The 26,486-nt window shown below is 62.9% G+C and carries 24 protein-coding genes and 4 tRNA genes; 20 read left to right on the top strand and 8 right to left on the bottom strand.

Annotated elements, in window-relative coordinates; translation table 11 throughout:
- The 4 genes from ileS (at position 1) to ispH (ending at position 4,832) form a co-directional block, all read left to right on the top strand.
- A complete protein-coding gene (ileS, locus tag AC1RCO_RS23965) occupies positions 1 to 2,832 on the top strand; it encodes an isoleucine--tRNA ligase (protein WP_011063549.1) in 2,832 nt (943 codons plus the stop codon).
- Positions 2,825 to 3,337, top strand: coding sequence for a signal peptidase II (gene lspA / locus AC1RCO_RS23960; RefSeq protein ID WP_011063548.1), 513 nt, complete (start codon positions 2,825 to 2,827; stop codon positions 3,335 to 3,337). The genes ileS and lspA overlap by 8 nt, the downstream gene beginning before the upstream one ends.
- Positions 3,330 to 3,782: an FKBP-type peptidyl-prolyl cis-trans isomerase gene (gene fkpB, locus AC1RCO_RS23955; RefSeq protein ID WP_011063547.1), complete on the top strand. Its 453-nt coding sequence runs from the start codon at positions 3,330 to 3,332 to the stop codon at positions 3,780 to 3,782. Before lspA ends, fkpB begins: the two co-directional genes overlap by 8 nt.
- Positions 3,783 to 3,884: 102 nt before the next feature.
- Positions 3,885 to 4,832, top strand: a complete 948-nt coding sequence (ispH, locus tag AC1RCO_RS23950; RefSeq protein ID WP_011063546.1) for a 4-hydroxy-3-methylbut-2-enyl diphosphate reductase — start codon at positions 3,885 to 3,887, stop codon at positions 4,830 to 4,832.
- Here ispH and AC1RCO_RS23945 read toward each other — a convergent pair whose 3' ends face one another.
- Positions 4,833 to 5,357 carry a GspH/FimT family protein gene (locus tag AC1RCO_RS23945; RefSeq protein ID WP_492618110.1) on the bottom strand — a complete coding sequence of 175 codons (525 nt, stop codon included), beginning with the start codon at positions 5,355 to 5,357 and terminating at the stop codon, positions 4,833 to 4,835.
- Between the two features lie 130 nt (positions 5,358 to 5,487).
- Here AC1RCO_RS23945 and AC1RCO_RS23940 point away from each other — a divergent pair, with 130 nt between their 5' ends.
- Genes AC1RCO_RS23940 through thiO form a run of 7 tightly spaced genes read left to right on the top strand, consistent with a single transcriptional unit; the run spans position 5,488 to position 12,207 of the window.
- Positions 5,488 to 5,958, top strand: a complete 471-nt coding sequence (locus AC1RCO_RS23940) for a GspH/FimT family pseudopilin (protein WP_492618109.1) — start codon at positions 5,488 to 5,490, stop codon at positions 5,956 to 5,958.
- Positions 5,955 to 6,398, top strand: a complete 444-nt coding sequence (gene pilV / locus AC1RCO_RS23935) for a type IV pilus modification protein PilV (protein ID WP_410036955.1) — start codon at positions 5,955 to 5,957, stop codon at positions 6,396 to 6,398. Before AC1RCO_RS23940 ends, pilV begins: the two co-directional genes overlap by 4 nt.
- Positions 6,395 to 7,105 (top strand): PilW family protein, encoded by a 711-nt coding sequence (locus AC1RCO_RS23930; RefSeq protein ID WP_174395143.1) that lies wholly within the window; start codon positions 6,395 to 6,397, stop codon positions 7,103 to 7,105. Before pilV ends, AC1RCO_RS23930 begins: the two co-directional genes overlap by 4 nt.
- Positions 7,105 to 7,587, top strand: a complete 483-nt coding sequence (locus AC1RCO_RS23925; RefSeq protein ID WP_246883223.1) for a pilus assembly PilX family protein — start codon at positions 7,105 to 7,107, stop codon at positions 7,585 to 7,587. Before AC1RCO_RS23930 ends, AC1RCO_RS23925 begins: the two co-directional genes overlap by 1 nt.
- The gene (locus AC1RCO_RS23920; protein ID WP_492618108.1) at positions 7,574 to 10,636 is read left to right on the top strand and encodes a pilus assembly protein; all 3,063 of its coding nucleotides are present in this window, start codon (positions 7,574 to 7,576) and stop codon (positions 10,634 to 10,636) included. Before AC1RCO_RS23925 ends, AC1RCO_RS23920 begins: the two co-directional genes overlap by 14 nt.
- Before the next feature lie 15 nt (positions 10,637 to 10,651).
- Positions 10,652 to 11,053 carry a type IV pilin protein gene (locus AC1RCO_RS23915; protein WP_015637084.1) on the top strand — a complete coding sequence of 134 codons (402 nt, stop codon included), beginning with the start codon at positions 10,652 to 10,654 and terminating at the stop codon, positions 11,051 to 11,053.
- A gap of 53 nt (positions 11,054 to 11,106) precedes the next feature.
- Complete coding sequence (thiO, locus tag AC1RCO_RS23910; RefSeq protein ID WP_410036958.1) at positions 11,107 to 12,207, top strand: glycine oxidase ThiO; 1,101 nt, start codon at positions 11,107 to 11,109, stop codon at positions 12,205 to 12,207.
- Here thiO and AC1RCO_RS23905 read toward each other — a convergent pair.
- The 3 genes from AC1RCO_RS23905 to AC1RCO_RS23895 all read right to left on the bottom strand — a co-directional run bounded on the left by AC1RCO_RS23905 (position 12,204) and on the right by AC1RCO_RS23895 (position 15,347).
- Positions 12,204 to 13,538: a sigma-54-dependent transcriptional regulator gene (locus AC1RCO_RS23905; RefSeq protein ID WP_492618107.1), complete on the bottom strand. Its 1,335-nt coding sequence runs from the start codon at positions 13,536 to 13,538 to the stop codon at positions 12,204 to 12,206. The genes thiO and AC1RCO_RS23905 overlap by 4 nt on opposite strands.
- A 425-nt stretch (positions 13,539 to 13,963) precedes the next feature.
- Positions 13,964 to 14,197: a PP0621 family protein gene (locus tag AC1RCO_RS23900; RefSeq protein WP_015637081.1), complete on the bottom strand. Its 234-nt coding sequence runs from the start codon at positions 14,195 to 14,197 to the stop codon at positions 13,964 to 13,966.
- Positions 14,198 to 14,321: 124 nt separating this feature from the next.
- Positions 14,322 to 15,347, bottom strand: coding sequence for an outer membrane protein assembly factor BamD (locus AC1RCO_RS23895; protein ID WP_011063536.1), 1,026 nt, complete (start codon positions 15,345 to 15,347; stop codon positions 14,322 to 14,324).
- 150 nt (positions 15,348 to 15,497) lie between these two features.
- Here AC1RCO_RS23895 and rluD point away from each other — a divergent pair, with 150 nt between their 5' ends.
- The 7 genes from rluD to AC1RCO_RS23860 all read left to right on the top strand — a co-directional run bounded on the left by rluD (position 15,498) and on the right by AC1RCO_RS23860 (position 20,588).
- On the top strand, positions 15,498 to 16,460 hold the full coding sequence (rluD, locus tag AC1RCO_RS23890; protein ID WP_011063535.1) for a 23S rRNA pseudouridine(1911/1915/1917) synthase RluD: 963 nt from the start codon (positions 15,498 to 15,500) through the stop codon (positions 16,458 to 16,460).
- Positions 16,457 to 17,182 carry a peptidoglycan editing factor PgeF gene (gene pgeF / locus AC1RCO_RS23885; protein WP_065363663.1) on the top strand — a complete coding sequence of 242 codons (726 nt, stop codon included), beginning with the start codon at positions 16,457 to 16,459 and terminating at the stop codon, positions 17,180 to 17,182. Before rluD ends, pgeF begins: the two co-directional genes overlap by 4 nt.
- 130 nt (positions 17,183 to 17,312) lie before the next feature.
- On the top strand, positions 17,313 to 19,877 hold the full coding sequence (clpB, locus tag AC1RCO_RS23880; RefSeq protein WP_011063533.1) for an ATP-dependent chaperone ClpB: 2,565 nt from the start codon (positions 17,313 to 17,315) through the stop codon (positions 19,875 to 19,877).
- Positions 19,878 to 20,173: 296 nt separating this feature from the next.
- Positions 20,174 to 20,249, top strand: a tRNA-Asn gene (locus tag AC1RCO_RS23875).
- 9 nt (positions 20,250 to 20,258) lie between these two features.
- Positions 20,259 to 20,335: transfer RNA gene (locus AC1RCO_RS23870), tRNA-Pro, on the top strand.
- A gap of 5 nt (positions 20,336 to 20,340) precedes the next feature.
- A tRNA-Lys gene (locus AC1RCO_RS23865) sits at positions 20,341 to 20,416 on the top strand.
- A 95-nt stretch (positions 20,417 to 20,511) separates the two neighbouring features.
- Positions 20,512 to 20,588, top strand: a tRNA-Pro gene (locus AC1RCO_RS23860).
- 223 nt (positions 20,589 to 20,811) lie between these two features.
- Here AC1RCO_RS23860 and AC1RCO_RS23855 read toward each other — a convergent pair.
- A complete protein-coding gene (locus AC1RCO_RS23855) occupies positions 20,812 to 22,023 on the bottom strand; it encodes an aminopeptidase P family protein (RefSeq protein ID WP_492618106.1) in 1,212 nt (403 codons plus the stop codon).
- Positions 22,024 to 22,307: 284 nt separating this feature from the next.
- Between AC1RCO_RS23855 and AC1RCO_RS23850 the strand changes: the two genes are divergently transcribed.
- On the top strand, positions 22,308 to 23,066 hold the full coding sequence (locus AC1RCO_RS23850; RefSeq protein WP_011063531.1) for a LuxR family transcriptional regulator: 759 nt from the start codon (positions 22,308 to 22,310) through the stop codon (positions 23,064 to 23,066).
- A 95-nt stretch (positions 23,067 to 23,161) separates the two neighbouring features.
- Positions 23,162 to 24,052 carry a proline iminopeptidase-family hydrolase gene (locus tag AC1RCO_RS23845; protein WP_065363667.1) on the top strand — a complete coding sequence of 297 codons (891 nt, stop codon included), beginning with the start codon at positions 23,162 to 23,164 and terminating at the stop codon, positions 24,050 to 24,052.
- Between the two features lie 56 nt (positions 24,053 to 24,108).
- Here AC1RCO_RS23845 and AC1RCO_RS23840 read toward each other — a convergent pair whose 3' ends face one another.
- The 3 genes from AC1RCO_RS23840 to AC1RCO_RS23830 form a co-directional block, all read right to left on the bottom strand.
- Positions 24,109 to 25,407 (bottom strand): NAD(P)/FAD-dependent oxidoreductase, encoded by a 1,299-nt coding sequence (locus AC1RCO_RS23840; RefSeq protein WP_011063529.1) that lies wholly within the window; start codon positions 25,405 to 25,407, stop codon positions 24,109 to 24,111.
- Positions 25,408 to 25,467: 60 nt separating this feature from the next.
- Complete coding sequence (locus tag AC1RCO_RS23835; protein ID WP_015637073.1) at positions 25,468 to 25,641, bottom strand: DUF3094 family protein; 174 nt, start codon at positions 25,639 to 25,641, stop codon at positions 25,468 to 25,470.
- Positions 25,642 to 25,830: 189 nt separating this feature from the next.
- Positions 25,831 to 26,460, bottom strand: coding sequence for a DUF1780 domain-containing protein (locus AC1RCO_RS23830; protein ID WP_011063528.1), 630 nt, complete (start codon positions 26,458 to 26,460; stop codon positions 25,831 to 25,833).
- Positions 26,461 to 26,486: the final 26 nt, after the last annotated feature.

Here is a 26,486-nt window from a genome sequence, read left to right as displayed (position 1 = left end):
ATGACCGACTATAAAGCCACGTTAAACCTTCCGGACACCGCCTTCCCAATGAAGGCCGGCCTGCCTCAGCGCGAACCACAGATTCTGCAGCGTTGGGACAGCATTGGCCTGTACGGAAAGTTGCGCGAGATTGGCAAGGATCGTCCCAAGTTCGTACTGCACGACGGTCCTCCCTATGCCAACGGCTCGATTCACATCGGTCATGCGGTCAACAAGATTCTCAAGGACATGATCATCCGCTCGAAAACCCTGGCGGGTTTCGACGCGCCTTACGTTCCTGGCTGGGACTGCCACGGTCTACCGATCGAGCACAAGGTCGAGGTGACCCACGGCAAGAACCTGTCCTCGGACCAGACCCGCGAGCTGTGCCGCGCCTACGCTTCCGAGCAGATCGAAGGGCAGAAGGCCGAGTTCATCCGCCTGGGTGTGCTGGGCGACTGGGCCAATCCCTACAAGACCATGAACTTCGCCAACGAGGCCGGCGAGATCCGTGCCCTGGCGGAAATGGTCAAGGGCGGCTTCGTGTTCAAGGGCCTGAAGCCGGTGAACTGGTGCTTCGACTGCGGCTCGGCCCTGGCTGAAGCAGAAGTCGAGTATCAGGACAAGAAGTCCGCGACCATCGACGTGGCCTTCCCGGTCGCCGACGAAGCCAAGCTGGCCGGCGCCTTCGGCCTGGCCAAGCTGGCCAAGCCTGCTGCCATCGTGATCTGGACCACCACCCCCTGGACCATCCCGGCCAACCAGGCGCTGAACGTACACCCTGAGTTCAACTATGCCCTGGTCGACACCGGCGAACGCCTGCTGGTGCTGGCCGAAGAGCTGGTGGAATCCTGCCTGGCCCGCTACAACCTGGAAGGCTCGGTGATTGCCACGGCTCCAGGTTCGGCCCTGGAACTGATCAATTTCCGTCATCCGTTCTACGATCGTCTGTCGCCGGTGTATCTGGCCGAATACGTGGAGCTGGGTGCCGGCACTGGCGTGGTTCACTCGGCCCCGGCCTATGGTGAAGACGACTTCGTGACCTGCAAGCGTTATGGCATGGTCAACGACGACATCCTCAACCCGGTGCAGAGCAACGGTGTCTACGCGACATCGCTGGAGTTCTTCGGCGGCCAGTTCATCTGGAAGGCCAACCCGGCCATTGTCGACAAGCTGAGCGAAGTCGGTGCGTTGCTGCACACCGAAACCATCAGCCACAGCTACATGCACTGCTGGCGCCACAAGACCCCGCTGATCTATCGCGCCACCGCGCAGTGGTTCGTTGGCATGGACAAGCAGCCGGCAGCCGGCGACACCCTGCGCCAACGCGCCCTGCAAGCCATCGAAGACACCCAGTTCGTACCGGCCTGGGGCCAGGCACGCCTGCACTCGATGATCGCCAACCGCCCGGACTGGTGCATCTCCCGCCAGCGCAACTGGGGTGTGCCGATCCCGTTCTTCCTGAACAAGGAAAGCGGCGACCTGCACCCACGCACTGTCGAGCTGATGGAAGAAGTGGCCCAGCGCGTCGAGCAGGAAGGCATCGAGGCCTGGTTCAAGATGGACGCCGCTGAGCTGCTGGGCGACGAAGCCGCCCAGTACGACAAGATCAGCGACACCCTGGACGTCTGGTTCGACTCCGGCACCACTCACTGGCACGTGCTGCGCGGTTCGCACCCCATGGGCCACGAAAGCGGTCCGCGGGCCGACCTGTACCTGGAGGGCTCCGACCAGCACCGTGGCTGGTTCCACTCGTCCCTGCTCACCGGTTGCGCCATCGACAACCACGCGCCGTACCGCGAACTGTTGACCCACGGCTTCACCGTGGACGAGAACGGCCGCAAGATGTCCAAGTCCCTGGGCAACGTGATCGCGCCACAGAAGGTCAACGACACCCTGGGTGCCGACATCATGCGCCTGTGGGTCTCGGCCACCGACTACTCCGGCGAGATGGCGGTTTCCGATCAGATCCTGCAGCGCAGCGCCGACGCCTACCGGCGGATCCGCAACACTGCGCGTTTCCTGCTTTCCAACCTGAGCGGCTTCAACCCAGCCACCGACCTGCTGCCGGCCGAAGACATGCTGGCCCTGGACCGTTGGGCCGTGGACCGTACCTTGTTGCTGCAGCGCGAGCTGGAGCTGCACTACGGCGAATACCGCTTCTGGAACGTCTACTCCAAGGTGCACAACTTCTGCGTGCAGGAGTTGGGCGGCTTCTACCTCGACATCATCAAGGACCGCCAGTACACCACCGGCGCCAACAGCAAGGCGCGCCGCTCGGCGCAGACCGCGCTGTACCACATCTCCGAAGCGCTGGTGCGCTGGATCGCACCGATCCTGGCCTTCACCGCCGATGAGCTGTGGGAATACCTGCCGGGCGAGCGTAACGAATCCGTGATGCTCAACACCTGGTACGAAGGCCTGACCGAATTGCCCGCTGACTTCGAACTGGGCCGCGAGTACTGGGAAGGCGTGATGGCCGTCAAGGTTGCAGTGAACAAGGAGCTGGAAGTTCAGCGCGCGGCCAAGGCCGTCGGTGGCAACCTGCAAGCCGAAGTCACCCTGTTTGCCGAGGATGGCCTGGCCGCTGACCTGGCCAAGCTGAGCAACGAACTGCGTTTCGTGCTGATCACTTCGACCGCCAGCCTGGCCCCGTTTGCCCAGGCACCAGCGGACGCCGTGGCCACCGAAGTACCGGGCCTCAAGCTCAAAGTCGTCAAGTCGGCCTTCCCCAAGTGCGCCCGGTGCTGGCACTGCCGTGAAGACGTCGGCGTGCACCCTGAGCATCCGGAAATCTGCGGTCGTTGCGTAGACAACATCAGCGGAGCAGGCGAGGTCCGTCACTATGCCTAACGCCGCAGGCCGTTTCGGCCGTCTGGGCTGGCTGTGGTTGAGCGTGCTGGTCCTGGTCATCGACCAGGTCAGCAAGCTGCACTTCGAAAGTTCGCTGAGCATGTACCAGCAGATCGTGGTGATCCCGGATTACTTCAGCTGGACCCTGGCCTACAACACCGGCGCCGCCTTCAGCTTCCTCGCCGACGGCTCCGGCTGGCAGCGCTGGCTGTTCGCCCTGATCGCGATTGCGGTCAGTGCGGTGCTGGTGGTCTGGCTCAAGCGTCTGGGGCGCAATGAAACCTGGCTGGCCATCGCTCTGGCGCTGGTGCTGGGCGGGGCCCTGGGTAACCTGTACGACCGCATCGCCCTGGGCCATGTGATCGATTTCATCCTGGTGCACTGGCAGAACCGCTGGTACTTCCCGGCATTCAACTTCGCCGACAGTGCCATTACCGTTGGCGCGGTGATGCTGGCCCTGGATATGTTCAAGAGCAAGAAAACCGGAGAAGCCGTTCATGACTGAACAGGTATTGACTGAACAACGCATCGGTCAGAACACGGAAGTCACTTTGCATTTCGCATTGCGCCTGGAGAACGGCGACACCGTAGACAGCACGTTCGACAAGGCCCCGGCGACCTTCAAGGTCGGCGATGGCAACCTGCTGCCAGGGTTCGAGGCGGCGCTGTTCGGCTTCAAGGCCGGCGACAAGCGCAACCTGACCATCGAGCCGGAAAACGCCTTCGGCCAGCCCAACCCGCAGAACGTGCAGGTCATCCCGCGTTCGCAGTTCCAGGACATGGAGCTTTCGGAAGGCTTGCTGGTGATCTTCAACGATGCGGCGAACACCGAGTTGCCAGGTGTGGTCAAAACTTTCGATGACGCGCAGGTGACCATCGATTTCAACCACCCGCTGGCCGGCAAGACCTTGACCTTCGACGTTGAAATCATCGACGTCAAAGCGCTTTAAAAGCATCGCCGGCATGCCGTCTTCTATTATCCAGGAGCCGGCTGCCGGCGATCCGCTGTCTACAACGATCTAACTTCTTGCGCGCAAGACACGAGGCACAGCATGCAAATCAAACTCGCCAACCCCCGTGGCTTCTGCGCCGGCGTGGACCGGGCGATCGAAATCGTCAATCGCGCCCTGGAAGTCTTCGGGCCGCCGATCTACGTCCGGCATGAAGTGGTGCACAACAAATTTGTCGTCGAAGACCTGCGCAATCGTGGAGCGATCTTCGTCGAAGAGCTGGACCAGGTGCCGGATGATGTCATCGTCATCTTCAGCGCCCACGGTGTTTCCCAGGCGGTGCGCAGCGAGGCTGCAGGTCGTGGCCTCAAAGTGTTCGACGCCACCTGCCCGCTGGTGACCAAGGTGCATATCGAAGTGGCGCGCTACAGCCGCGACGGCCGTGAATGCATCCTGATCGGCCACGCTGGCCACCCCGAGGTCGAAGGCACCATGGGCCAGTACGACGCCAGCAATGGCGGCGCCATCTACCTGGTGGAAGACGAAAAGGATGTGGCCGAATTGCAGGTGCGCAACCCCGAGCGCCTGGCATTCGTGACCCAGACCACCTTGTCCATGGATGACACCAGCCGGGTGATCGATGCCTTGCGCACGCGCTTTCCGGCCATCGGCGGGCCACGCAAGGACGACATCTGCTACGCCACGCAGAACCGTCAGGACGCGGTCAAGCAACTGGCCGACGAATGCGACGTGGTGCTGGTGGTCGGCAGCCCCAACAGCTCCAACTCCAACCGCCTGCGCGAGCTGGCCGAACGCATGGCCACCCCGGCCTACCTGATCGACGGTGCCGAAGACCTGCAGCGCAGCTGGTTCGATGGTGTGGAGCGCATCGGCATTACCGCCGGCGCCTCGGCCCCGGAAGTGCTGGTGCGTGGCGTGATCCAGCAACTGCAGGCCTGGGGTGCCACCGGCGCCGATGAGCTGGCCGGCCGCGAAGAAAACATCACCTTCTCCATGCCCAAAGAGCTGCGGGTTCGCTCGCTGCTCTGATCAGCCGACGCCTGCACACAAGGCCTGCTCGGCGTTTTCGCTGCGCAGGCTGACCCTCCCGCTACGTGACAGCACCACTTGATGGCGGCTGTACTCCTGGCCTGCCTGGCAGACATGGAGTGTTCCGGCCTGGAAGGCGCCACTGGGCAGCAGCGGATGGCCCAGGGCACTGAAGCGCACGAAGTGCTGCACCGGGCGATTGCCCACGATCAATACCTGCCCACTGCCTTGGCGCTCGATCAGTTGCGGGTTGCGTGCGTCCTGGGCGCCCTTGCCGCTGATATCCAGGATGATCCTCCAGCCCCGGCTCCAGTCGTCCTCCAGCCCATGGATCAGGACCGTGCGCTGGTGCAGGATCGCTGCCGCCCGGGCGTTGCGCAGGCCACTGGCGAGCATCTGCGCGGCGTCCTGCTGGCGATTGGAGCGCAGCAGCTCACTCATGGCGCTACCGGAAAGCGGCAGCAGCAGGGCCAGCAGAAGCAGTGCGGTCAGCAGTTCAATCAGGCTGAAGCCTTTCTCATGCATGGGGTCTCCCTCCCTGGGGACGACGGTTTCACGCAATCCGTGCGTGTTCATTGAGCAAATGGCCAAAGCGCCGGTCTATGGAGGGTCCGGGCGCTGCCTGTTATAGCCGATGACACTTCCAAGGCCGGCCATGAATTTGCATACAAAGGGTTTCACCTTGCTGGAATTGCTCGTCGCCCTGGCGATCACGGCCCTTCTTCTGGGCCTGGTGGTGCCAGCCTATCGCGCCACCGTGCAGCGAGTGCGTGCCGACACCGAGATCAATCAACTACGTCAGGCCCTGGCTTACGCACGGTTGGAAGCGATCAATCGCCGACAGAGGGTCGGGATTCGCCCGGCTGCCAAGGACGCTCCCTGGAACGGCGAATTGATGGTGTATGCGGGGCAGGACCCCGGAGGCGATGTATTGCGGGTTGTTCCAGCCATCAGTCCGGGGGCCACCCTGACGCTAACCTCAGATGACCACAGCATCGATTTCAATCGCCTCGGCGGCTTGGCGGCCAGTGATGCGCTGCACATCGTCTATGGACTGGACCAGCAGCGGCGGGTGATCAGTGTCTGTCTCAATGGGCGGGTGATAGCAGCGGAGAACTGCGGATGAACGTGCGGGATGCACAGGATGGCATGACCCTGATCGAGGTGCTGGTGGCGCTGTTGATACTGGCGGTGGGCCTGCTGGGTGCGGCGGCGGTGCAGATCAAGGCGCTGCAGTACACCGACAGCTCGCGGATGAGCACCCAGGCCAGCTTTATCGCCTATGACATGCTCGACCGGATCCGCGCCAACGCCGCCGCCGACTACAGCGTGGCGATGCCGGCCGAGGGAAACCCGGGCAATGTGCGGGATCAGGACCTGTACGACTTCGCCGCCAATATCGCGAGCTTCGCCGGCCCCAGCGGCAAGGGCAGCATCAGCGTCAAGCAGCATGTCTACACCATTCGCATCACCTGGGACGACTCCCGTGCCGAAGGCCGGGGGGGCAGCCTGCGTAGCCTGGAGCTCAGCAGCCGGGTTGCAGCGCAACCGGGAGGCTTGCCGTGAACCGGGCCGATAGTGGCTTCGGCCTGGTGGAGATGATGCTGGCACTGGCCTTGAGCCTGGTGCTGGTACTGGGGGTGGCCCAGGTATTCATTGCGGCGAAGAACACCTACCAGAGTCAGAGCGCTGCCGCCTACCTGCAGGAGGATGCTCGCTTTGTCCTGAGCAAGATGCTTCAGGAAATCCGCATGGTGGGGCTGTTCGGTTGCCTGCGGACCATCAGTGATGCCAGCACGGCACGGGAGTTCTCGCACTATGCGGCGACACCGATCCAATGGGACAACGCCGAGCAGAAACTGACCCTGATCACCGCCGATGTCGGGGACGATGGCGGTACGCCGACCTGGAGCCTGGTCAGCGACTGCCAGCACAGCGCCGTAGCCTATTCAGGCGCTCATCGAGGGGCCGGCGCTGAGCAGGTGTTCGCCCTGCGCCGGCTGTTCTACAGCCTGAAGAATCGCCAGTTGCTGCTGGGCAGCGGCCTTGGCAAGCAGCAAGCGGTGCTGCTGGACAACGTCGAAGCCTTTGATGTGAGTTTCGGCATGGCCCGTTCGGCCACCGACATTGCCGCCTCCAGCTACAGTCGCAACCCGTTGGACCCGGAACGGATCCGCAGTGTGCGCTTGCGCCTGACCCTGGTCGACCCCCATGACCGCGTGCGCCCGCAGACCTATAGCGTGGTCGCGGCCCTGCGCAACAGGTTGCCCTGATGACGCGCTTGCGAGGTCGGGTTCCTCTCGGGCAGCGGGGCATGGCGTTGCTGGTCAGCCTGGTGTTCCTGTTGCTGCTGACCCTGATCGGGCTCTCGTCGCTGCAGAACGCCACCCTGCAGGAAAAAATGGCCGCCAGCCTGACTCTGCACAACCGCGCATTCCAGGCCGCCGAAGCCGCGCTGCGTGTGGGGGAGAGTGCGGTGCAGCAGGATGATTTTCGCTTGCCGGTATGTGCCAGCCCTGCTCAGTGTGCGCCTCCCGCCGAATCAGCGCTGGTCAAGGCTCCGGGAGTCAATGCTGCTTCGGCGGTGCTGTGGATCGCTAGCGGCTCTGGCTTCTACGGGGTGCAGAACCTCGGTGTTTCACAGGATGCGGTGAATGTGCCGAGCAATACTCCAGCCACCTTGTATCGCGTGACCGCTGTCGGTCTGGCCGGGCAATCTCGCAGTGTGCTGGAGAGCATCTATGCCAAGTATTGATCGGGGCATGCGTCGGCCTGGCTGGCGAAGCCTGGGCGCGCTGCTGCTGAGCCTGTTGCCGGTACCTCTAGCCATGGCGTTCAATCCTGCCAGCACCCCGCTTCTTGGTGCCGCGGCGGTGGCGCCGAACGTGATGCTGATGCTGGATGACTCCCTGGGCATGAACAGCATTGTCCATGCCCGGGAGTTCGATCCGCTGCTCGCCCGGGCTGCGGTCTGGCGCTGTGCCGGAGTGGGGGGCGAGTGTGCTCGGGGTGAGCGACTTGCAGGCCAGGCGATTGCCTTGTCCAGCCTCGGAGAGTCGGGGTGCCGGGCAGGCTTTCACAGCTTCCATGATCCCGAGCGTGGGGTGCGCTGCCTGAAGCTGCCGGACCCGGTTGGGGCTGGAAATACGCTGTACTCCGCGGACTACCTGTCCTGGCTACTGGCGCAGGCCAAGGGACGGGAGCGAGACTTCACTGACGGTTCCATTCCCAACGACTACCGGATGAATGTGGCGCGGCGGCTGGCCACGGCCCTGGTGACCCGGTATCGCTGGCTGCGCCTGGGGTTGGCCACCTTCAACCCGCCGGCCCCGGGTGATCCGGGCCCTGGGGGTTACATTGCCCGTCCCATCAGCGACCTGTCGGCCATTGAAGGCGCTGTGAGCCCGGCCCAGGCCGAGGCCAATTACCAGGCCCTGCTGGCGACAATCAACGGCCTCAAGGCCGGCGGTCATACGCCGTTGGCGGAAACCTACTACGAGATCACCCGCTACCTGCGCGGCATGGTGCCGTACTACAACCTTTCACCGGCGCTCTACAGCAGCCCCATTCAATACCGTTGCCAGAAGAACTACGGAGTGGTGATCAGTGCCGGCGCGGCGGATCACGATACTCAGTTCCCGCTCAACGACCCTTTGGGGGCGGGGCGCCTGCCCAACTGGGACGGGGTCGGCAACGATGGTGGCGAGCGCGATGGGCAGACCCTGTTCCTCGATGATCTGGCCAAGTTCGCCTTCGATATCGACTTGCGTGGCCCAGGAGTGGATGAGGCCGGGAAAAGCTGGGCGGCGGTGGATTTCCCCCGTCAGTACCTGAATACCTTCACGGTGGGTTTCCAGGCCCACAATCCTCTGCTGATGGGCGCTGCGGACTACGGCCAGGGTGAGTATTTCCAGGCCCGCAGCAACCTTGAACGCGTGCTGGCAGGCGTTCTGGGCGAAGGCGTAGCCAGTGCCGTGACTGCCGGCAGTGGTGTACTGGATGCCGCCAGTGGTCGTTATTACCAGAGCCAGTACGACCCGGTCGATTGGCATGGCACGATCCGCGCCTACGGCATCGACAATCAGGGCCGAGTGGCTGTCGGTTCGCCGTTGTGGAGCAGCGACAGTGACGTGGATGGTGCCGGCGCGGCGGTAATCCATGAGACCTGGAACACTGCCAGCCGGCGTCCGGTGAGCCTGGCCTACGGCAACTTGTCCACCGCTCAGCGTGGCGAACTTGAGCAGTCGTTGCCTGCAGGTGTCAGTGGCGCCGAGTTACTGCGCTGGAGCCAGGGCCGCTCCGTGAGCGGGCTCAGGGAGCGCCGCTATCAGTTGGGAGATATCGTCAATTCGCCGCTGGTGCTGGCAACTGCCGGGCAGCGCAGTACTGTCGATGGGGCTGCCGGGGGCGACTACAGCCGTTACCTGGCACAGAAAGCCACGGCCATGGCGACGCGCTTGTTGGTGAACAGCAATGACGGGTTGTTCAATGTGCTGGACCCGGCCAGCGGGGAGCGCCTGTATGGCTACATGCCCTCCAGCGCGTTGGGTGCCCTGGCGCAGGTCGCCGATCCCGGTTATCGGCGGGGCGAGCGCCATCGCTATCTGGTGGATGGTCCCCTGGCGGTGTTCGATGGGCAGCGGGGCGGTGCCTGGCAAACCCTGGCCCTGGGGGGCGTCGGGGCGGGCGGCAAGAGTTTCTTTGCGGTGCGTCTGTTCGACGCCGTGCACGGCAATACGCCTGGCGCCTTGTGGGAAATCGGCGCTCCTCCCGAGCCGGACCGCAATCATCCTTTCAATGACCTGGGGTATGCCTATGCCCGCCCACAGGTAGCGCGCTTGGCCGATGGTCGCTGGGCGGCCTTCATCGGCAATGGCTACGGCAGCCATTCCGGGGTGGCAGCGCTGTATGTGGTGGACCTGAATGATGGCTCGCTGATTCGCGAGATCGCCATTGACGACCAGCCTGACAATGGCCTGTCGTCCGTCACCCTCAAGGTCAATGCACGCAACGAAGTGCAGGCGGCCTATGCGGGCGACCTCAAGGGGCGACTGTGGAAATTCGAGCTGTCCGGCAACGATAGCGCCAGCTGGCATCTGGCATTTGCCGGGCAGCCCTTGTTCCGCACCGCGGGAGGCGCCAGCCAGCCGATCAGCGTACCGCCGCGCCTGCTCGATCATCCCCGTGGTGGCCAATTGGTGCTGTTCGGTACGGGCAAGCTCAACGAGACCCGGGACAAGCAAAGCCGGGCGCGCCAGGGATTCTATGGCGTGTGGGACGCCGAGGGCGGTCCTGGGGGCATTGGCGAAAGTCAGTTGCAGGTGCAGCACCTTGAGGCCGGGTTCAGCGCGGCGGCCGGCAGTTTCCTGCGCAGCACCCTCAACGAGGTGCGTTATCCGGCGCAGCGCGGCTGGTACCTGCCCCTGGTACAAGGTGGCCTGGCAGCCGGCGAGCGGGTGCTCAACGAGGCGACCCTGGTGGCCGGCAGGGTGGTGTTCAGCACCCTGCAACTGGAGCCCGACGACCCTTGTTCGAGTGCCGGCAGTGGGAAATTGATCGAGCTGGAGGCGTTCAGCGGTAAGATGCTCGACGCTGCGGTGCTCGACACCAATGGCGACGGGGTCGTGGATGACCAGGACCAGCCCTCCAGCGGCGTGCGCTACGTCGGCACCGTACCCAGCCTCGGCGGAGTTGCCAGCAATGGCGCCCGCAAGATCATCAGTGACTCCAGGGGTGGCATCAGCACCCTGGTGGAAAGGCCCGGCGGTGGTAGCCGGCGCATCCTGTGGCGACAAATCCAGTAAGCGAGATTCTTGACCATGCGCAGATCCAACCAAGGTTTTACCCTGATCGAAATCATGATCGTGATTGCGATCATCGGTCTGGTCCTTACCTTGAGCCTTCCCAGCATCACCGAATACGTGAAAAAACCGCACCGCAGCGAAATCGCGGTACTGCTTACCGAGCAGGCGCAACAGCTTGAACGGCATTTCTCCAAGGCTGGGGTCTACAGCAACGCCCCGGACCTGAGCGCCGGCAATGAGTACTACAGCATTGCCGCAACCCTGACCGACACCGGCTTCTCCCTGACCGCGACCCCGAAGGACGATGGGCTGATGGCGGCGGACAAGTGCGGCAGTTTCAGCATCGACCAGACCGGCGCGACCCGCATCAGCGGCCAGGCCGAAGGGCTGACCGCCAAGGATTGCTGGGGGCGCTGAGCACCTGATTCGGGCCGCGGCGCCCACTGTCTTTCTCATGATTGGATCGGACTATGGCTAAGCAACAGCAAGTGCTGGTGGTGGGCGGCGGGGTGATCGGCCTGCTCACCGCCTTCAATCTGGCGTCCCAGGGCCAGCAGGTACGGCTTCTGGAACGTTCGGACCTGGGGCGTGAATCGTCCTGGGCCGGTGGTGGGATCGTCTCGCCGCTTTACCCCTGGCGCTACAACCCGGCGGTCACTGCCCTGGCGCACTGGTCGCAGGATTTCTACCCACAACTGGCCCAGCAACTGTTCAGTGCCACCGGTGTCGACCCGCAAGTGCATGTCACCGGCCTCTACTGGCTGGACCTGGAGGATGAAGCCCAGGCCCTGGAGTGGGCCAAGCGTGAAGGCCGGCCGCTGAGTGCTGTGGATATCTCGGCGGTGCATGACGCGGTGCCGGTGCTGGGTAATGGTTATCAACAGGCGATCTACATGGCCGATGTGGCCAACGTGCGCAACCCGCGCCTGGTCAAATCCCTGAAAGCGGCGTTACAGGCGTTGCCTAATGTGCAAATCGATGAGCAATGCACCGTCAGTGGTTTTATCCGCGAAGGCCAGCAAGTGGTGGGGGTCGATAGCTCGCTGGGCGAGGTTCGTGCTGATCAGGTGGTGCTCTGCGCGGGGGCCTGGAGTGGCGAACTGCTGGGCAGCCTGGGCCTGGAACTGCCGGTGGAGCCGGTGAAGGGGCAGATGATCCTCTACAAGTGTGCTGCCGACTTTCTGTCCTGCATGGTCCTGGCCAAGGGGCGCTATGCCATCCCGCGGCGCGATGGCCACATTCTGGTGGGCAGCACCCTGGAGCATGAAGGTTTCGACAAGACCCCGACCGTTTCGGCCCTGGAGAGCCTCAAGGCCTCCGCGGTCGAGCTGATTCCCGCCCTCGCCGAGGCCGAGGTGGTCGGGCACTGGGCCGGGCTGCGCCCGGGCTCTCCGGAAGGCATTCCCTACATCGGGCCGGTTCCGGGCTTTGCAGGCCTGTGGCTCAACTGCGGGCACTACCGCAATGGCCTGGTGTTGGCGCCGGCCTCCTGCCAGCTGTTCTGCGACCTGCTGCTGGGGAACCCGCCGATCATCGACCCGGCGCCTTATGCGCCTGAAGGTCGGATCTAGTCCAGCCCGAGCTTCTTCATGCGGTAACGCATCGAACGAAACGACAGGCTCAGCCGCCGGGCCGCCGCCGTGCGGTTCCAGCGGGTTTCCTCCAGGGCCTGGAGCAGCAGCTGGCGCTCCACCTGTTGCAGGTGCAGCGCCAGGTCTAGCTGGGTGGCCGCCGCCGATGATCGGGCGTCAGGGCTGTCGGCTCTGGGCAACTGCAGGTCGTCTGTTTCTATCCAGCGTCCTTCGCATAGGGTCTGCGCCCGTTCCAGCAGGTTTTCCAGCTCTCGCACGTTGCCCGGAAAGTCATAGCGCTCCAGGGCTTGCAGGGCTTCGGGACGTAGCTGGACGGCAGGCTGGCCGCTGTCCCTGGCCAGGCGCTGCAGGACGTGCCCGGCCAGTGCGGGGATGTCGCCACGGCGCTCGCGCAACGCAGGGACTCGCAACTCGATGACGTTCAGGCGGTAGTAGAGGTCCTGGCGAAAGCGTCCGGTCTCTACCTCGTTTTTCAGGTCCTTGTGGGTGGCACAGAGAATCCGCACGTCGACGGTTTTTTCCTGTTGGCTGCCTACAGGGCGCACGGATTTTTCCTGCAAGGCTCGCAGCAGTTTTACTTGCATGGCCAGGGGCAGGTCGGCGACCTCATCAAGAAACAGGGTGCCGCCGTGGGCGGCCAGAAATAACCCGGGCTGATCGCTGACGGCGCCACTGAAGCTGCCTTTGCAATGGCCGAAGAGTTCACTCTCCATCAATTCGGAAGGAATCGCCCCGCAGTTGACCGGGACGAACGGGTATCGGGCCCTGGGGCCAAGCTGGTGGAGCAGACGGGCGACCCGTTCCTTGCCACTGCCGGATTCACCGCTGATATAGACCGCCGCCAGGCTGTGGGCCAGCTTGTCGATGTGGCGACGCAGGGCATTCATGGGTGCCGAGTCTCCCAGCAATTGCCGGGCTGGGTCCTCCGTTGCGCAGTCCGTGGCCTGCTTCAGGCTGGCACCTACCCAAGCGCGCAGTTGCTTGAGGTCCAGAGGCTTGTGCAGCAACTGGCAGGCTCCGGCCTGCAGGGCGCCGGCGCTGGCCTGTGCACAGGCGCCGTTGCTTAGCAGCGCCACAGGAAGGTTGGGGTGGGACTGGCGGATGTGCCGCAGTAGCTCCAGCCCGCTGCCGTCCGGTAGCTGCAGGTCGGTCAGGCACAGGTCAAAGCGCTCACGGGCCAGGCGGCCACGGGCTTCCTGCAGGGTGCGCGCACTTTGGGTGTGCAAGCGCATTCGGCCCAGAGTGATCTCCACAAGGGCGCGGGTTTCCGTGGCGTCATCGACCACCAGCACCGATTGCCGTGGGTTCATGGCGGCTGCAGTTTTCATCCGTGAGTGAGGAGCGGGCGACAGTGCTCTCCCGATGGGCGTGAACTCAAGTCTAGGCCCGACGGGGTAGCGGCGCAGGAGATGGGCCACTGGTCATACTGCCGGGCGTCCTGAAGGTGCGCGTCGTCGGGACGTTGTGGTGCCCATGGATGGGGGGCTACAGCGCTCTGCCCGAGAGCGAAACGGCGAGTGGGCGCCCACAGGCTATTTTGTCGCCAATTGTTCGGCCGGGGTTGGCACTTGGGCCTTCTCGTTCCTGAGTAGAGGTTCGAAGCCTGGGAGAGGCGAGGGAGGAAGGGGGCGACGAGCCGGTTCATGCGCTGACCAAGGCCTGGAATAGTCCGTGTCAGACGCCATTTTTCGCCCCCGAGTTCCTTGCCTCGGGTATCCGCAGTGGGCCTGGGGGCTCAGCGGTCCTGGTTTCCCGGCCCTTGTTGCAGGTGTGCCTGGCTGCAGTACCACTGTTGCGACTGGCTCAGGGCCCGGTCCTGGGGCAGGTGCACGCCGCAATGGGCGCAACGCACCATGGGCGTAGTGGCCGGTTCATTGGGGGAGCGAGGGGCGGCGACAGGACGCTTGAACTTGCGCCAGAACCATACCGCGGCGGCAATCAGAGCGATCCAGAACAGTAGACGAACCATGGCAACCAGCTTTTTGAAGGGGGAGGGGGCAGTTTAGCCAAGCGCCCGTCGGGCGCACAGGCCCATCAGTGTGCGGGCATAAAAAAGGGAGACTTCAAGTCTCCCTTTCCGGCCTGCGGGGTGATCAGTCGAACACGCCGAAGGTCATGTAGCTGAACCAGGAACGGTCGCTATTGTTGTTGCCGGCAGCCTCGTGCTCTTCTTCCTCGACCACGTCGCCGTTGCTGTCTTTAGGCTTGAGCTCGGACGGAATGGCGTCCTTGGCATCCTGGTACTGCTTCATCACGTCCTGGTTGGCGCGGGTTTCTCCCGGCGGCAGCGGAGGACGGGACTCGATCAGGCCCAGGGTGGCCTTGCTCAGCCAGGAACGGTTGTCGGCTTCAGCCACGCGTGGCACGAACTGACCGTCCACCAGGCTTGGGTGGTTGGGGTAGTTGAGCTTGAGAGTTTCCAGGCTGGTGGCAGCCAGTTCGTCCAGGTGCAGGCGCTGGTAGGCCTCGGTCATCACCGCCAGGCCGTCGCCGACCGATGGGGTTTCCTGGAAGTTCTCCACTACGTAGCGGCCACGGTTGGCGGCGGCGACATAGGCCTGGCGGGTCAGGTAATAGTCGGCTACGTGGATCTCGTAGGCAGCCAGCAGGTTGCGCAGGTAGATCATGCGCTGCTTGGCGTCCGGCGCGTAGCGGCTGTTGGGGAAGCGGCTGGTCAGCTGGGCGAACTCGTTGTAGGAGTCGCGGGCGGCACCCGGGTCACGCTTGGTCATGTCCAGCGGCAGGAAGCGCGCCAGCAGGCCGACGTCCTGGTCGAACGAGGTCAGGCCCTTGAGGTAGTAGGCGTAGTCCACGTTCGGGTGCTGGGGGTGCAGGCGAATGAAGCGCTCGGCGGCGGACTTGGCGGCCTCCGGCTCGGCATTCTTGTAGTTGGCGTAGATCAGCTCGAGCTGTGCCTGATCGGCGTAGCGACCAAAGGGATAGCGCGATTCCAGGGCCTTGAGCTTGGCAGTGGCGCTGGTATAGCTGTGGTTGTCCAGGTCGGTCTGCGCCTGCTGGTACAACTCGACTTCGCTCAGGTTTTCGTCAACGACTTCCTTCGATGAGCAAGCAGCGGTCAGTGCGAGGATGGCGATCAGCAGCAGGTGTTTCACTTGCATGGCGGCTTGCGTCCCTATGACGGCCGCTGTCTTGGGCGGGGCCGTCCTGTTATGATGAGCGCCCCGTTGAAAGCCTCGGGGCAAAAGACGCCGTATTTAACCACAAGCGCGCAGCCGAAACCAAAGGCTGTGCCGACGCCCAGTCCGAGCATGTCCGATAAAATTGAACTTCGCGCAGAGGTGCCGTCCGAACTGGGCGGTCAACGCCTCGATCAAGTCGCCGCCCAACTATTCGCTGAGCATTCGCGCTCGCGCCTTTCCGCCTGGATCAAGGACGGCCGCCTGACTGTGGACGGAGCGGTCATCCGCCCGCGGGACATCGTGCACGGCGGCTCCATTCTTGAGCTGACTGCCGAGCAGGAGGCCCAGGGCGAGTGGATCGCCCAGGATATCGAGCTGGACATCGTTTATGAAGATGACGACATCCTGGTGATCAACAAGCCTGCGGGCCTGGTGGTGCACCCGGCTGCCGGCCATGCCGACGGCACCCTGCTCAATGCCCTGCTGCATCACATCCCGGACATTATCAATGTGCCGCGGGCCGGTATCGTCCACCGCCTGGACAAGGACACCACAGGACTGATGGTGGTGGCCAAGACCATCCAGGCGCAGACCCAACTGGTGGCCCAGCTGCAAAGCCGCAGTGTCAGCCGCATCTATGAATGCATCGTGATCGGCGTGGTAACCGCCGGGGGCAAGATCAACGCTCCGATCGGCCGTCATGGCCAGCAGCGCCAGCGCATGGCGGTGATGGAAGGCGGCAAGCAGGCCGTCAGCCACTACCGGGTCCTGGAACGTTTCCGTTCCCACACCCATGTGCGGGTCAAGCTGGAAACCGGTCGTACCCACCAGATCCGGGTGCACATGGCCCACATCAACTTCCCGCTGGTGGGGGATCCAGCCTACGGCGGCCGCTTCCGCATTCCGCCGGCGGCGAGCCAGACCATGGTCGACTCGCTGAAGAACTTCCCGCGCCAGGCCCTGCATGCACGCTTCCTGGAGCTGGATCATCCGACCACCGGTATCCGCATGAGCTGGGAATCGCCGCTGCCGGACGATTTCGTCTGGCTGCTGTCGCTGCTCAAGCAGGACCGTGAGGCGTTCATCGGATGAATGACTGGCTGATTCCCGACTGGCCCGCGCCGGCCGGAGTCAAAGCCTGTACTACCACCCGCGCTGGCGGCGTCAGCCTGACGCCGTTCGACAGCCTCAACCTGGGCGACCATGTCGACGATCAGCCGCAAGCAGTGGCCGAGAATCGCCGTCGCCTGAGCGAACACTTCGGCATCGCCCCGGCCTGGCTGCAACAGGTGCACGGGGTGGCCGTGGCCCACGCCGACCCTTCCATGGTCGCGACCGCGGACGCCAGTTGGTCCGCCACCCCGGGCGTTGCCTGTGCGGTGATGACGGCCGACTGCCTGCCGGCACTGTTCTGCAACCGTGCCGGAACCCGAGTCGCCGCGGCCCATGCCGGCTGGCGCGGGTTGGCGGCGGGCGTGCTGGAAGCCACCCTCGACAGCCTGCATACGCCCTGCGCCGAGGTGCTGGTGTGGCTGGGGCCGGCCATTGGCCCGCAGCGCTTTGAAGTGGGGCCAGAGGTGCGTGAAGCCTTCGTCGCCCAATTGCCGGCAGCCGAGCAGGCCTTTGTGCCGAGCGCCAATGCCGGGCGCTTCATGGCCGATATCTATCAGCTGGCGCGCCTGCGCCTGGCTGCCTGTGGTGTGACTGCCGTGTACGGTGGTGGCTACTGCACCGTCAGCGATCCCCGCTTCTTTTCCTACCGGCGCAGCCCGCGCACCGGGCGTTTTGCCTCCCTTATCTGGCTTGAGCACTAGACTAATCTGACTTGTGTCAAGCTGCTGACGCTTGAATCTCCCAGAATCGACCGCATCTAGTGAAACATCTGGCAGGTTTCTCTATTTAGGTGTGTCCATCGCTCCGGCCTGCTCAAAAGGAAGGTGACTAATGCGTATAGACCGATTAACCAGCAAATTGCAGCTGGCCTTATCCGATTCTCAATCTCTGGCGGTTGGCCTCGATCATCCGGCCATTGAACCGGCGCACCTGATGCAGGCGCTGCTGGAACAGCAGGGCGGCTCGATCAAGCCTCTGCTGATGCAGGTGGGCTTCGACGTCAACAGCCTGCGCAAGGAACTGAGCAAAGAGCTCGACCAGCTGCCGAAAATCCAGAACCCCACTGGCGACGTCAACATGTCCCAGGATCTGGCGCGCCTGCTCAACCAGGCCGACCGCCTGGCGCAGCAGAAAGGCGACCAGTTCATCTCCAGCGAGCTGGTGCTACTGGCCGCCATGGATGAGAACAGCAAACTCGGCAAATTGTTGCTGGGCCAGGGCGTGAGCAAGAAAGCCCTGGAGAACGCCATCAACAACCTGCGTGGCGGTGAGGCGGTGAATGACGCCAACGTCGAAGAGTCGCGCCAGGCCCTGGACAAGTACACCGTCGACCTGACCAAGCGCGCCGAAGACGGCAAGCTTGATCCGGTAATCGGCCGTGACGACGAAATTCGCCGGACCATCCAGGTGCTGCAACGCCGGACCAAGAACAACCCGGTGCTGATTGGTGAACCAGGCGTGGGTAAGACCGCCATCGCCGAAGGCCTGGCCCAGCGGATCATCAACGGCGAAGTGCCCGATGGCCTCAAAGGCAAGCGCTTGCTGTCCCTGGACATGGGCGCCTTGATCGCCGGTGCCAAATACCGTGGCGAGTTCGAAGAACGCCTGAAGTCTTTGCTTAATGAACTGTCGAAGCAGGAAGGGCAGATCATCCTGTTCATCGATGAGCTGCACACCATGGTCGGCGCTGGTAAAGGCGAAGGCTCGATGGATGCGGGCAATATGCTCAAGCCGGCCCTGGCCCGTGGCGAGCTGCACTGCGTGGGCGCCACCACGCTCAACGAATACCGCCAATATATAGAGAAGGACGCAGCCCTCGAGCGGCGCTTCCAGAAAGTGTTGGTGGATGAGCCGAGCGAGGAAGACACCATTGCTATCCTGCGCGGCCTGAAAGAGCGCTATGAGGTGCACCACAAGGTGGCGATCACCGACGGCGCGATCATTGCCGCGGCCAAGCTCAGCCATCGTTACATCACTGACCGGCAACTGCCGGACAAGGCCATCGACCTGATCGACGAGGCCGCCAGCCGCATCCGCATGGAGATCGACTCCAAGCCGGAAGTGCTGGACCGTCTGGAGCGGCGCCTGATTCAGCTCAAGGTTGAATCCCAGGCCCTGAAAAAAGAAGACGACGAGGCCGCGATCAAGCGCCTGGAAAAACTCCAGGAAGAGATTGTCCGCCTGGAGCGTGAATACGCTGACCTGGAAGAAGTCTGGACCTCGGAGAAAGCCGAAGTGCAGGGTTCTGCGCAGATCCAGCAGAAGATCGAGCAGTCGCGCCAGGAACTGGAAGCGGCGCGTCGTAAAGGCGATCTCAATCGCATGGCCGAGCTGCAGTACGGGGTGATTCCGGACCTGGAGCGCAGCCTGCAGATGGTCGACCAGCACGGCCACAGCGAGAACCAGTTGCTGCGCAGCAAGGTTACCGAGGAAGAGATTGCCGAAGTGGTGTCCAAGTGGACCGGCATTCCAGTGTCGAAAATGCTAGAAGGCGAGCGCGACAAGCTGCTGAAGATGGAAAGCCTGCTGCACGAGCGGGTGATTGGCCAGAACGAAGCCGTGGTGGCGGTGGCCAACGCTGTGCGCCGTTCCCGAGCCGGGTTGTCCGACCCGAACCGGCCCAGCGGTTCGTTCATGTTCCTCGGCCCGACCGGCGTGGGTAAGACCGAACTGTGCAAGGCCCTGGCGGAATTCCTCTTCGATACCGAAGAGGCCATGGTGCGGATCGACATGTCCGAGTTCATGGAGAAACATTCCGTGGCTCGCCTGATCGGTGCGCCACCAGGCTATGTCGGTTATGAAGAGGGCGGTTACCTGACCGAAGCCGTGCGTCGCAAGCCGTACTCGGTGATTCTTCTGGACGAAGTCGAGAAGGCGCACCCGGATGTGTTCAACATCCTGCTGCAGGTCCTGGAAGATGGCCGTCTGACGGACAGCCACGGGCGTACCGTGGATTTCCGCAATACGGTGATCGTCATGACCTCCAACCTGGGCTCGGCGCAGATCCAGGAACTGGTAGGGGATCGCGAGGCACAACGTGCGGCGGTGATGGACGCGGTGTCCACCCACTTCCGGCCGGAGTTCATCAACCGGGTCGACGAAGTGGTGATCTTCGAGCCTCTGGCACGGGATCAGATCGCCGGCATCACGCAGATCCAGTTGGGTCGCCTGCGCAGTCGCCTGGCGGAGCGCGAGCTGAGCCTGGAACTGAGCGACGAGGCCTTGGACAAGCTGATCGCTGTGGGTTACGACCCGGTGTATGGCGCACGGCCGCTGAAACGGGCCATCCAGCGCTGGATCGAGAACCCGTTGGCGCAGTTGATCCTCTCCGGCGGTTTCCTGCCGGGAGCCACGGTTACCGCCTCGGTGCAGGACGACGAAATCGTCTTCGCCTGATCACTGATCGGTGGGTTTATAGAGGAGGCCTCGCATTGCGAGGCCTTTTTTTTCACTAGGGCGTTGAACTGTAAGGAAAAGGCTTGTAAAGTGCGCCCCGCAGTCAGTCACCCCCGAGGTTTTTTCTGATCAAGAAGAAACCGGCAATGAAGTCGCAAATCATTGTCTTAAAAGCAATTTAAGGGGTTGACAGGGGTTTTTAAGATTGTAAAATAGCGCGCCTCAGAGACATGAACGTAGCGATACGAACAAGTCGAAGAGGATGAAGTAAAAAGTTGTAACTTGAAATATGTAGTTCCGTGATAGCTCAGTCGGTAGAGCAAATGACTGTTAATCATTGGGTCCCAGGTTCGAGTCCTGGTCACGGAGCCAATTTCAAACCGGGGTATAGCGCAGTCCGGTAGCGCGCCTGCTTTGGGAGCAGGATGTCAGGAGTTCGAATCCCCTTACCCCGACCATTTTTGGGTCGTTAGCTCAGTTGGTAGAGCAGTTGGCTTTTAACCAATTGGTCGTAGGTTCGAATCCCACACGACCCACCATTTTTGAAACCAGTTAGCGCTGGAATCGAATCTTAAGAACAGAGGCCAAAAGCGCTGTTCGAAGAAGGCGCCTCTAGAAGGTGCCTTTTTTTTACCGGGGTATAGCGCAGTCCGGTAGCGCGCCTGCTTTGGGAGCAGGATGTCAGGAGTTCGAATCCCCTTACCCCGACCATATTCACGAAAAAGGGCACCTCAATGAGGTGCCCTTTTTCGTATGCCCGTGGAAAAGTTCGCAGGCCCGCTGGCGTCGAGCCTGGGTAGGGTACCTACAGCCCTTGATGCCTCGATTGTGCTTGTGCTGAATGTTCTCCGTCGCTGTATTTGGCTGATGACTCGAGTCATGGCTGAAGCGGCGAGCCCTCTTTGTGGGGGAGGGCGTTTTCCAGGCAGTTGAGTCAACTGCCAATGATGTTGTACCGCGGTCCGTACGGCAGCCCGGTGATATTGCACGCACCGTGCTCGTCGACGATCAGGATGTCGTGTTCCCGATAACCGCCGGCACCGGGCAGGCCTTCGGGCAGCCTGATCATCGGTTCGATGGACACCACCATGCCGGGCTCAAGAATGGTCTCCACATCCTCACGAAACTCCAGCCCGGTCTCGCGCCCATAGTAGTGGTTGAGGATGCCGAACGAATGGCCATAGCCGAAGGTACGGTATTGCAGCAGGTCGTGCTCCAGGTAGAGGGCGTTCAGTTGTCGAGCGATATCGCTGCAGCGTGCGCCGGGCTTGACCAGTTGCAGCCCGGCTTCATGCACCTGGACGTTGATCTCCCACAATCGCAGGCAGGCGTCGGGGCAATGGCCGAGGAACAGCGTGCGCTCCAGGGCGGTGTAGTAGCCGGCGATCATCGGGAAGCAGTTGAGGCTCAGCACTTCTCCTGGGCTGACCCGTCTCGAGGTCAGTGGATTGTGTGCGCCATCGGTATTGAGCCCGGACTGAAACCAGGTCCAGGTATCCATCAGTTCGGCCCCCGGAAACGCCTCGGCAATCGCCCGCACCATGGCCTGGGTGGCGTGTCCGGCCACTTCGTATTCCGGTACCTGGTCGTGCAGGGCTTCGATGGCGGCGGCCCCGCCGATGTCTGCAATCCGCGCCCCCTGGCGGATCAGCGCTTGCTCTTCGGCGGACTTGAGCATGCGCAGGTTCATGCAGGGCGTGGCGATGTCCAGTAACTGTGCCTGGGGATAGAGCTCGGCAAAGGCCCGGTGATTGGGCAGGGTCAGATGATCGAACTCCAGCCCCAGGCGCGAAGCGCGGGGCAGGGCCTGCTTGACCGCGACGAAGAAATTGCCTCGCTGCCAGTCGGTGTAGATCACCTGGGCATCGCAGGTCGCCCGCCGCCCCGGTTGGCCGCCGTCGATATTGGCGCTGATCAGCACGCTGTGTTCCTGGGTCACCACGAGGGCGTACTGGCGGCCGAAGGAGCAATACAGGAAGCCGGCGTAGTAGTTGATGTTGTGGTACGAGGTGAACAGCGCGGCGTCAATGTCCTGTTGCGCCATGTAGGCCCGCAGGGCGCCCAGGCGTCGAGCGTATTCTTTGGGGGAGAAGGTGGCAGGGGCTTTGTCACCGTTGTGCAACTCAAGCGTCTGGGGCATCTGCATGGCCTGGGTCCTTGTCTGCTATGAGCGATGCATGGCGCCACACGGGGTGGGCCGTGACACTGCATTGCAGCAGATAGGGCGGGGGCAGGCATGTGCGGTACCGACCTTGAGCTGGTTGTCAGCGCTGTTTTGCGGGTCATGGCCATGGGCGCCGATGACGCTGGGGCAAGCGCTGGTTGTGCCGCAAACCTGGTATTTCTTATAGGTTTTGCCTGGCCCGTTGCTGCCGGGCGTGGCATTCTGGCCCTTCGCTGTTAAGGATCAACAGTAAGGAAGCGGCAAGGATGCAGAGCAGGCTCGCGGAATTTGATACCCATCTTTTGTCCGGAAACTCGCTGCATGAGCGAATGACGGGAACCATGACACTGGCCTCGGAACTGGGTTTCGATGCCCTGGTTTATGACTACAGCCCGGTGCCTTTCGATCAGGCAGGCGAGCTGATCATCCCCAGTGCCATGGTCTGCAATACCCCCAGAGACTGGCTGGAGCTCTGGTGCGATCAGGGTTACTACCATATCGACCCGGTCCAGCAGGTTGCTCTGGACAGCTCCTCGCCCTTTATCTGGTCCTACAAGCCCGAGGCGGAAACCGTCCTGCGTCAGGCCCTCGGGCAGCAGCACGCTCCGGTATCCAGTTACCTGCACCATCATCAAATGGCCCACGGCATGACCGTGCCCATCCATTTACCCAGGGGCGGTTTCGCCAGCCTCACCGGTTTGCGCTCCGGCAATGCCACGGTGGCATTACAGGACTTGCAACAGGTTCAGGGCCACTTCACCCTGCTTGCTCATGCGTTGCAGGAGCATCTCTATCCACAGCTCAGCAAATGCGTTCGCAGTTATCCGGTTGATCTGACCCGGCGTGAACGCGAGTGCCTGAAATGGGCTGCAGAGGGCATGACTTCCGGCGAGATTGCCGAGCGCCTGCAGCGTTCGCAGGCCACGATCAACCTGCACCTGACCTCGGCGATGCACAAGCTGGGCGCCAGGAATCGGGTTCAGGCGGTGGTTCGCGCGGTTCACTATCGCCTGCTGGGTAACTGAGGCGAGTAGCACAGGCTCTGCCGCACTGGAGGCGTCGGAGCGCGGAACGGAAGATTGAACGACACAGGCTGATTGTCATCAGGGAGCGATGCGCAATGAATGCAAGCAAACCACCACTGGAAGGCTATGCCTCCTTTGGCGTCCATCAGACGTGGTATCGGGTCACCGGGGATCTGCACAGCGGACTTACGCCCCTGGTGATTCTGCACGGCGGTCCGGGCTGCACCCATGACACCCTGGACGCCTTCAGGGATGTGGCCGCCAGTGGTCGGGCGATCGTTCAATTCGATCACCTGGGAAGTGGCCTCTCCACTCGTCTGGATGGCAAGCCGCCGTCGTTCTGGAGCCTTGAACTCTACCTGGAGCAGCTGGACAACCTCCTGGACCACCTGCGCATCAGCCAGGACTACGCCCTGCTGGGTCACTCCTGGGGAGCTGCGCTGGCCAGCGAGCACGGGGTGCGCGCGCCGGCCGGCTTGCGTGCGCTGATCCTGGCCAATGCGCCAGCCGACATGCGCACCTGGGAAGCCGAGACCCTGAAACTGCGCGCAGCCCTGCCTGAGGAGGCGTTGCAGGTGCTGACCTGGCATGAGCAGCCGGGCTCCCCTCGTGGCGCCGAATATGTGCAGGCCTGGCAGTTGTACTTTGAACGGCATGTATGTCGGCTGCGCCCGTGGCCTGAAGAGGTGGCGCGGATGTTTGCCCAGGGCCGTGGTACCGATGGCGCGGAGCGGGGGGGAGGTTTTCCGCTGATGGACAACCTGCGGGACTGGAGCATCGTCGAGCGCCTGGGACGCATCGAGGTGCCGACGCTTTTGATCTGTGGCCGCTACGATGAAGCCACGCCAGTTGTGGTCAGCCCCTACCTGGAGAAGATTCCCGGCATTCGCCTGGCGTTGTTCGAACACTCCAGCCACATGCCCCACGTCGAGGAGCGGGTCGCCTGCATGGGCACCGTCGTGAATTTTCTCGATGAATGCCTGTAACCGTACGCCAGCAGCCCCCGCTACGTTACGTAGCGGGGGCGTGGTTTTTCAGGGGCCTAGTGCAGCTTCAGGCGTGGATCGGTACCGCGGCCGATTCGGCTGCCAAGCATCAGCATCGCGGTGCGGAAGACTCCGTACAGCGCCATCTGGTGCATGCGATACAGCGAGATGTAGAACATCCGCGCCAGCCAGCCTTCGAGCATCACGCTGCCAGTGAGGTTGCCCATCAAGTTGCCCACCGCCGAGAAGCGCGACAGCGAGATCAGTGAGCCGTAGTCGGTGTACTTGTAGGTCGGCAGGTCCTTGCCTTCGATGCGCAGCTTCAGCGACTTGGCCAGCAACGAGGCTTGCTGGTGCGCGGCCTGGGCCCGTGGCGGCACATTACGGTCGCTGCCTGGTTGCGGGCAGGCGGCGCAGTCGCCGAAGGCAAAGATGTTCTCGTCGCGAGTGGTCTGCAGGGTCGGTAGTACCTGCAGTTGGTTGATGCGGTTGGTCTCCAGGCCGTCGATGTCCTTGAGGAAGCCTGGCGCGCGAATGCCCGCGGCCCAGACCTTGAGGCTGGCGGGAATGGTCTGGCCGTCGGCGGTGATCAGGCTGTCGGCGGTCACTTCGCTGACCGAGGCGTTGGTCAGCACCTTGACCCCGAGTTTCTCCAGGGTCTTGTGCACCGGGCCGCTGATGCGTTCGGGCAGGGCAGGCAGCACCCGTGGCCCGGCCTCGATCAGGGTGATGTGCATGTTTTCCGGGAGAATCCGGTCCAGCCCGTAGGCCGCCAGTTCATGGGCCGCGTTGTGCAGTTCTGCCGCCAGTTCCACGCCAGTGGCGCCGGCGCCGACGATGGCCACGCTGATCTGCTCCACGGCATCGGTCTGCCCGGCATGGGCTCGCAAGTAGTGGTTGAGCAGTTGCTGGTGGAAGCGCTCGGCCTGCTTGCGGGTGTCGAGGAACAGGCAATGCTGGGCCGCGCCCTGGGTGCCAAAGTCGTTGGTGGTGCTGCCCACGGCGATCACCAGGGTGTCGTAGCCCAGCTCCCGGGCCGGCAACAGCTCCACGCCTTCTTCGTCGTAGGTGGCGGCCAGTTGGATCTTCTTGCGCTGCCGATCGAGCCCGCTCATGCGGCCCAGCTGGAACTCGAAGTGGTTCCATTTTGCTTGGGCGACGTAGTTGAGTTCGTCTTCGGAAGAGTTCAGCGAACCGGCAGCCACTTCGTGGAGCAGCGGTTTCCAGATGTGGGTCAGGTTGGCGTCCACCAGCATCACACTGGCGGTGCCGCGCTTGCCCAGAGTCTTACCCAGGCGGGTCGCCAACTCCAGGCCGCCGGCGCCGCCGCCAACGATGACAATACGATGAGTCATGGGGATATCTCGCAAGGCTAAAAGAAATCGGTGCAGTCAACCGAGCGAGCGCGAAGCAGCTCATAGCGTCAGGTAACTGATGAAACGGCTCAACAGGCCCAGGGCGACAGTCACCGCAATCACCACCACGAGGAGCATCCACGGCCGGAAGGGCCGGCGCTCGACTCGATGCTGGGGCAGTTGCAGGTATTCTTCGACATGGCGTTGGTCGTCGGGGTTCAGGCGGCTGCTCATAAAAGACCTCGTCAGATAGACGTCGCAACGTTGAGGAATGTTACAGCGCGGTGTTATCCGGCATGAACGGAGCATAGCCGCTGCCGCGTGAGGGCTCGCTGGCACGGGCCCGGCGTTGGCAGGCAAGTGTGCTTTTTTACCATTGCCGGGCGGATTGCGCCATGGCTACACAGGCCGCATTGACCGGCGTTACAAACTGATGCCGACGTCGAAGAGGATGCTGCGGCCCAGGTTGCTGCGCAGGAACTCCGGCGCATCCGGGTGGGCGAACAGCACGCGGGCGAACGTCGGCCCCACCAGGGACAGCGAGCGCCAGCCCTGGCGCAGGTATTCGGTGGGGGGCGGGAAGTGGCTGTTGAGATCCAGGACTTCGCGTTTCAGGGCGGCGAAGGCAATGATGTCCAGCTCGCCGAGGTTCATTCCGCGCTCCTGATAGTTGTGGGCCTTCTTGCGCAAGGTCGGTGCCAGGCGCAGCAACAGTTCGCTGGCCGGGATGCGCTTGGGCTTGGCTTCGCGGCGCACCAGCTGGCTCAGGGAGAACGCGCTGCGCCGGCGCTGCAGTTCGTCGCGCCATTCATCGTTGAGCCTGCGGCCTTCGTCGAGGACGAAGAACACTTCGAAGCTGGCCTCGCGAAACAGCACATCGGGGGGCTCTTGCCCGGCGGCGGTGAACTCGTCGTTGCGGTAGGGAATGTTCAGGCCTTGCAGCAGGCGCTGGCAGACCCAACGCTCACGCTCCCATTTGCGGGCATTGGACAGGAACGCGTTGGCTTGTTCGGCCTGGATGGTAAGCAGGCGCAAAAAATCTGAGTCATCCATACCCCCAAGCTTAGCGCTCAAATATG

Source organism: Pseudomonas sp. GW823-FHT03E05 (assembly GCF_058796855.1).
This window is presented reverse-complemented; position numbering and strand designations above follow the sequence as displayed.

Excerpts from the sequence above, each read along its gene's own strand:
- ileS (WP_011063549.1), top strand. The coding sequence starts at position 1 with ATGACCGACTATAAAGCCACGTTAAACCTTCCGGACACCGCCTTCCCA.
- lspA (WP_011063548.1), top strand. The coding sequence starts at position 2,825 with ATGCCTAACGCCGCAGGCCGTTTCGGCCGTCTGGGCTGGCTGTGGTTG.
- fkpB (WP_011063547.1), top strand. The coding sequence starts at position 3,330 with ATGACTGAACAGGTATTGACTGAACAACGCATCGGTCAGAACACGGAA.
- ispH (WP_011063546.1), top strand. The coding sequence starts at position 3,885 with ATGCAAATCAAACTCGCCAACCCCCGTGGCTTCTGCGCCGGCGTGGAC.
- AC1RCO_RS23945 (WP_492618110.1), bottom strand. The coding sequence starts at position 5,357 with ATGCATGAGAAAGGCTTCAGCCTGATTGAACTGCTGACCGCACTGCTT.
- AC1RCO_RS23940 (WP_492618109.1), top strand. The coding sequence starts at position 5,488 with ATGAATTTGCATACAAAGGGTTTCACCTTGCTGGAATTGCTCGTCGCC.
- pilV (WP_410036955.1), top strand. The coding sequence starts at position 5,955 with ATGAACGTGCGGGATGCACAGGATGGCATGACCCTGATCGAGGTGCTG.
- AC1RCO_RS23925 (WP_246883223.1), top strand. The coding sequence starts at position 7,105 with ATGACGCGCTTGCGAGGTCGGGTTCCTCTCGGGCAGCGGGGCATGGCG.
- AC1RCO_RS23920 (WP_492618108.1), top strand. The coding sequence starts at position 7,574 with ATGCCAAGTATTGATCGGGGCATGCGTCGGCCTGGCTGGCGAAGCCTG.
- AC1RCO_RS23915 (WP_015637084.1), top strand. The coding sequence starts at position 10,652 with ATGCGCAGATCCAACCAAGGTTTTACCCTGATCGAAATCATGATCGTG.
- thiO (WP_410036958.1), top strand. The coding sequence starts at position 11,107 with ATGGCTAAGCAACAGCAAGTGCTGGTGGTGGGCGGCGGGGTGATCGGC.
- AC1RCO_RS23905 (WP_492618107.1), bottom strand. The coding sequence starts at position 13,538 with ATGAACCCACGGCAATCGGTGCTGGTGGTCGATGACGCCACGGAAACC.
- AC1RCO_RS23900 (WP_015637081.1), bottom strand. The coding sequence starts at position 14,197 with ATGGTTCGTCTACTGTTCTGGATCGCTCTGATTGCCGCCGCGGTATGG.
- AC1RCO_RS23895 (WP_011063536.1), bottom strand. The coding sequence starts at position 15,347 with ATGCAAGTGAAACACCTGCTGCTGATCGCCATCCTCGCACTGACCGCT.
- rluD (WP_011063535.1), top strand. The coding sequence starts at position 15,498 with ATGTCCGATAAAATTGAACTTCGCGCAGAGGTGCCGTCCGAACTGGGC.
- pgeF (WP_065363663.1), top strand. The coding sequence starts at position 16,457 with ATGAATGACTGGCTGATTCCCGACTGGCCCGCGCCGGCCGGAGTCAAA.
- clpB (WP_011063533.1), top strand. The coding sequence starts at position 17,313 with ATGCGTATAGACCGATTAACCAGCAAATTGCAGCTGGCCTTATCCGAT.
- AC1RCO_RS23855 (WP_492618106.1), bottom strand. The coding sequence starts at position 22,023 with ATGCAGATGCCCCAGACGCTTGAGTTGCACAACGGTGACAAAGCCCCT.
- AC1RCO_RS23850 (WP_011063531.1), top strand. The coding sequence starts at position 22,308 with ATGCAGAGCAGGCTCGCGGAATTTGATACCCATCTTTTGTCCGGAAAC.
- AC1RCO_RS23845 (WP_065363667.1), top strand. The coding sequence starts at position 23,162 with ATGAATGCAAGCAAACCACCACTGGAAGGCTATGCCTCCTTTGGCGTC.
- AC1RCO_RS23840 (WP_011063529.1), bottom strand. The coding sequence starts at position 25,407 with ATGACTCATCGTATTGTCATCGTTGGCGGCGGCGCCGGCGGCCTGGAG.
- AC1RCO_RS23835 (WP_015637073.1), bottom strand. The coding sequence starts at position 25,641 with ATGAGCAGCCGCCTGAACCCCGACGACCAACGCCATGTCGAAGAATAC.
- AC1RCO_RS23830 (WP_011063528.1), bottom strand. The coding sequence starts at position 26,460 with ATGGATGACTCAGATTTTTTGCGCCTGCTTACCATCCAGGCCGAACAA.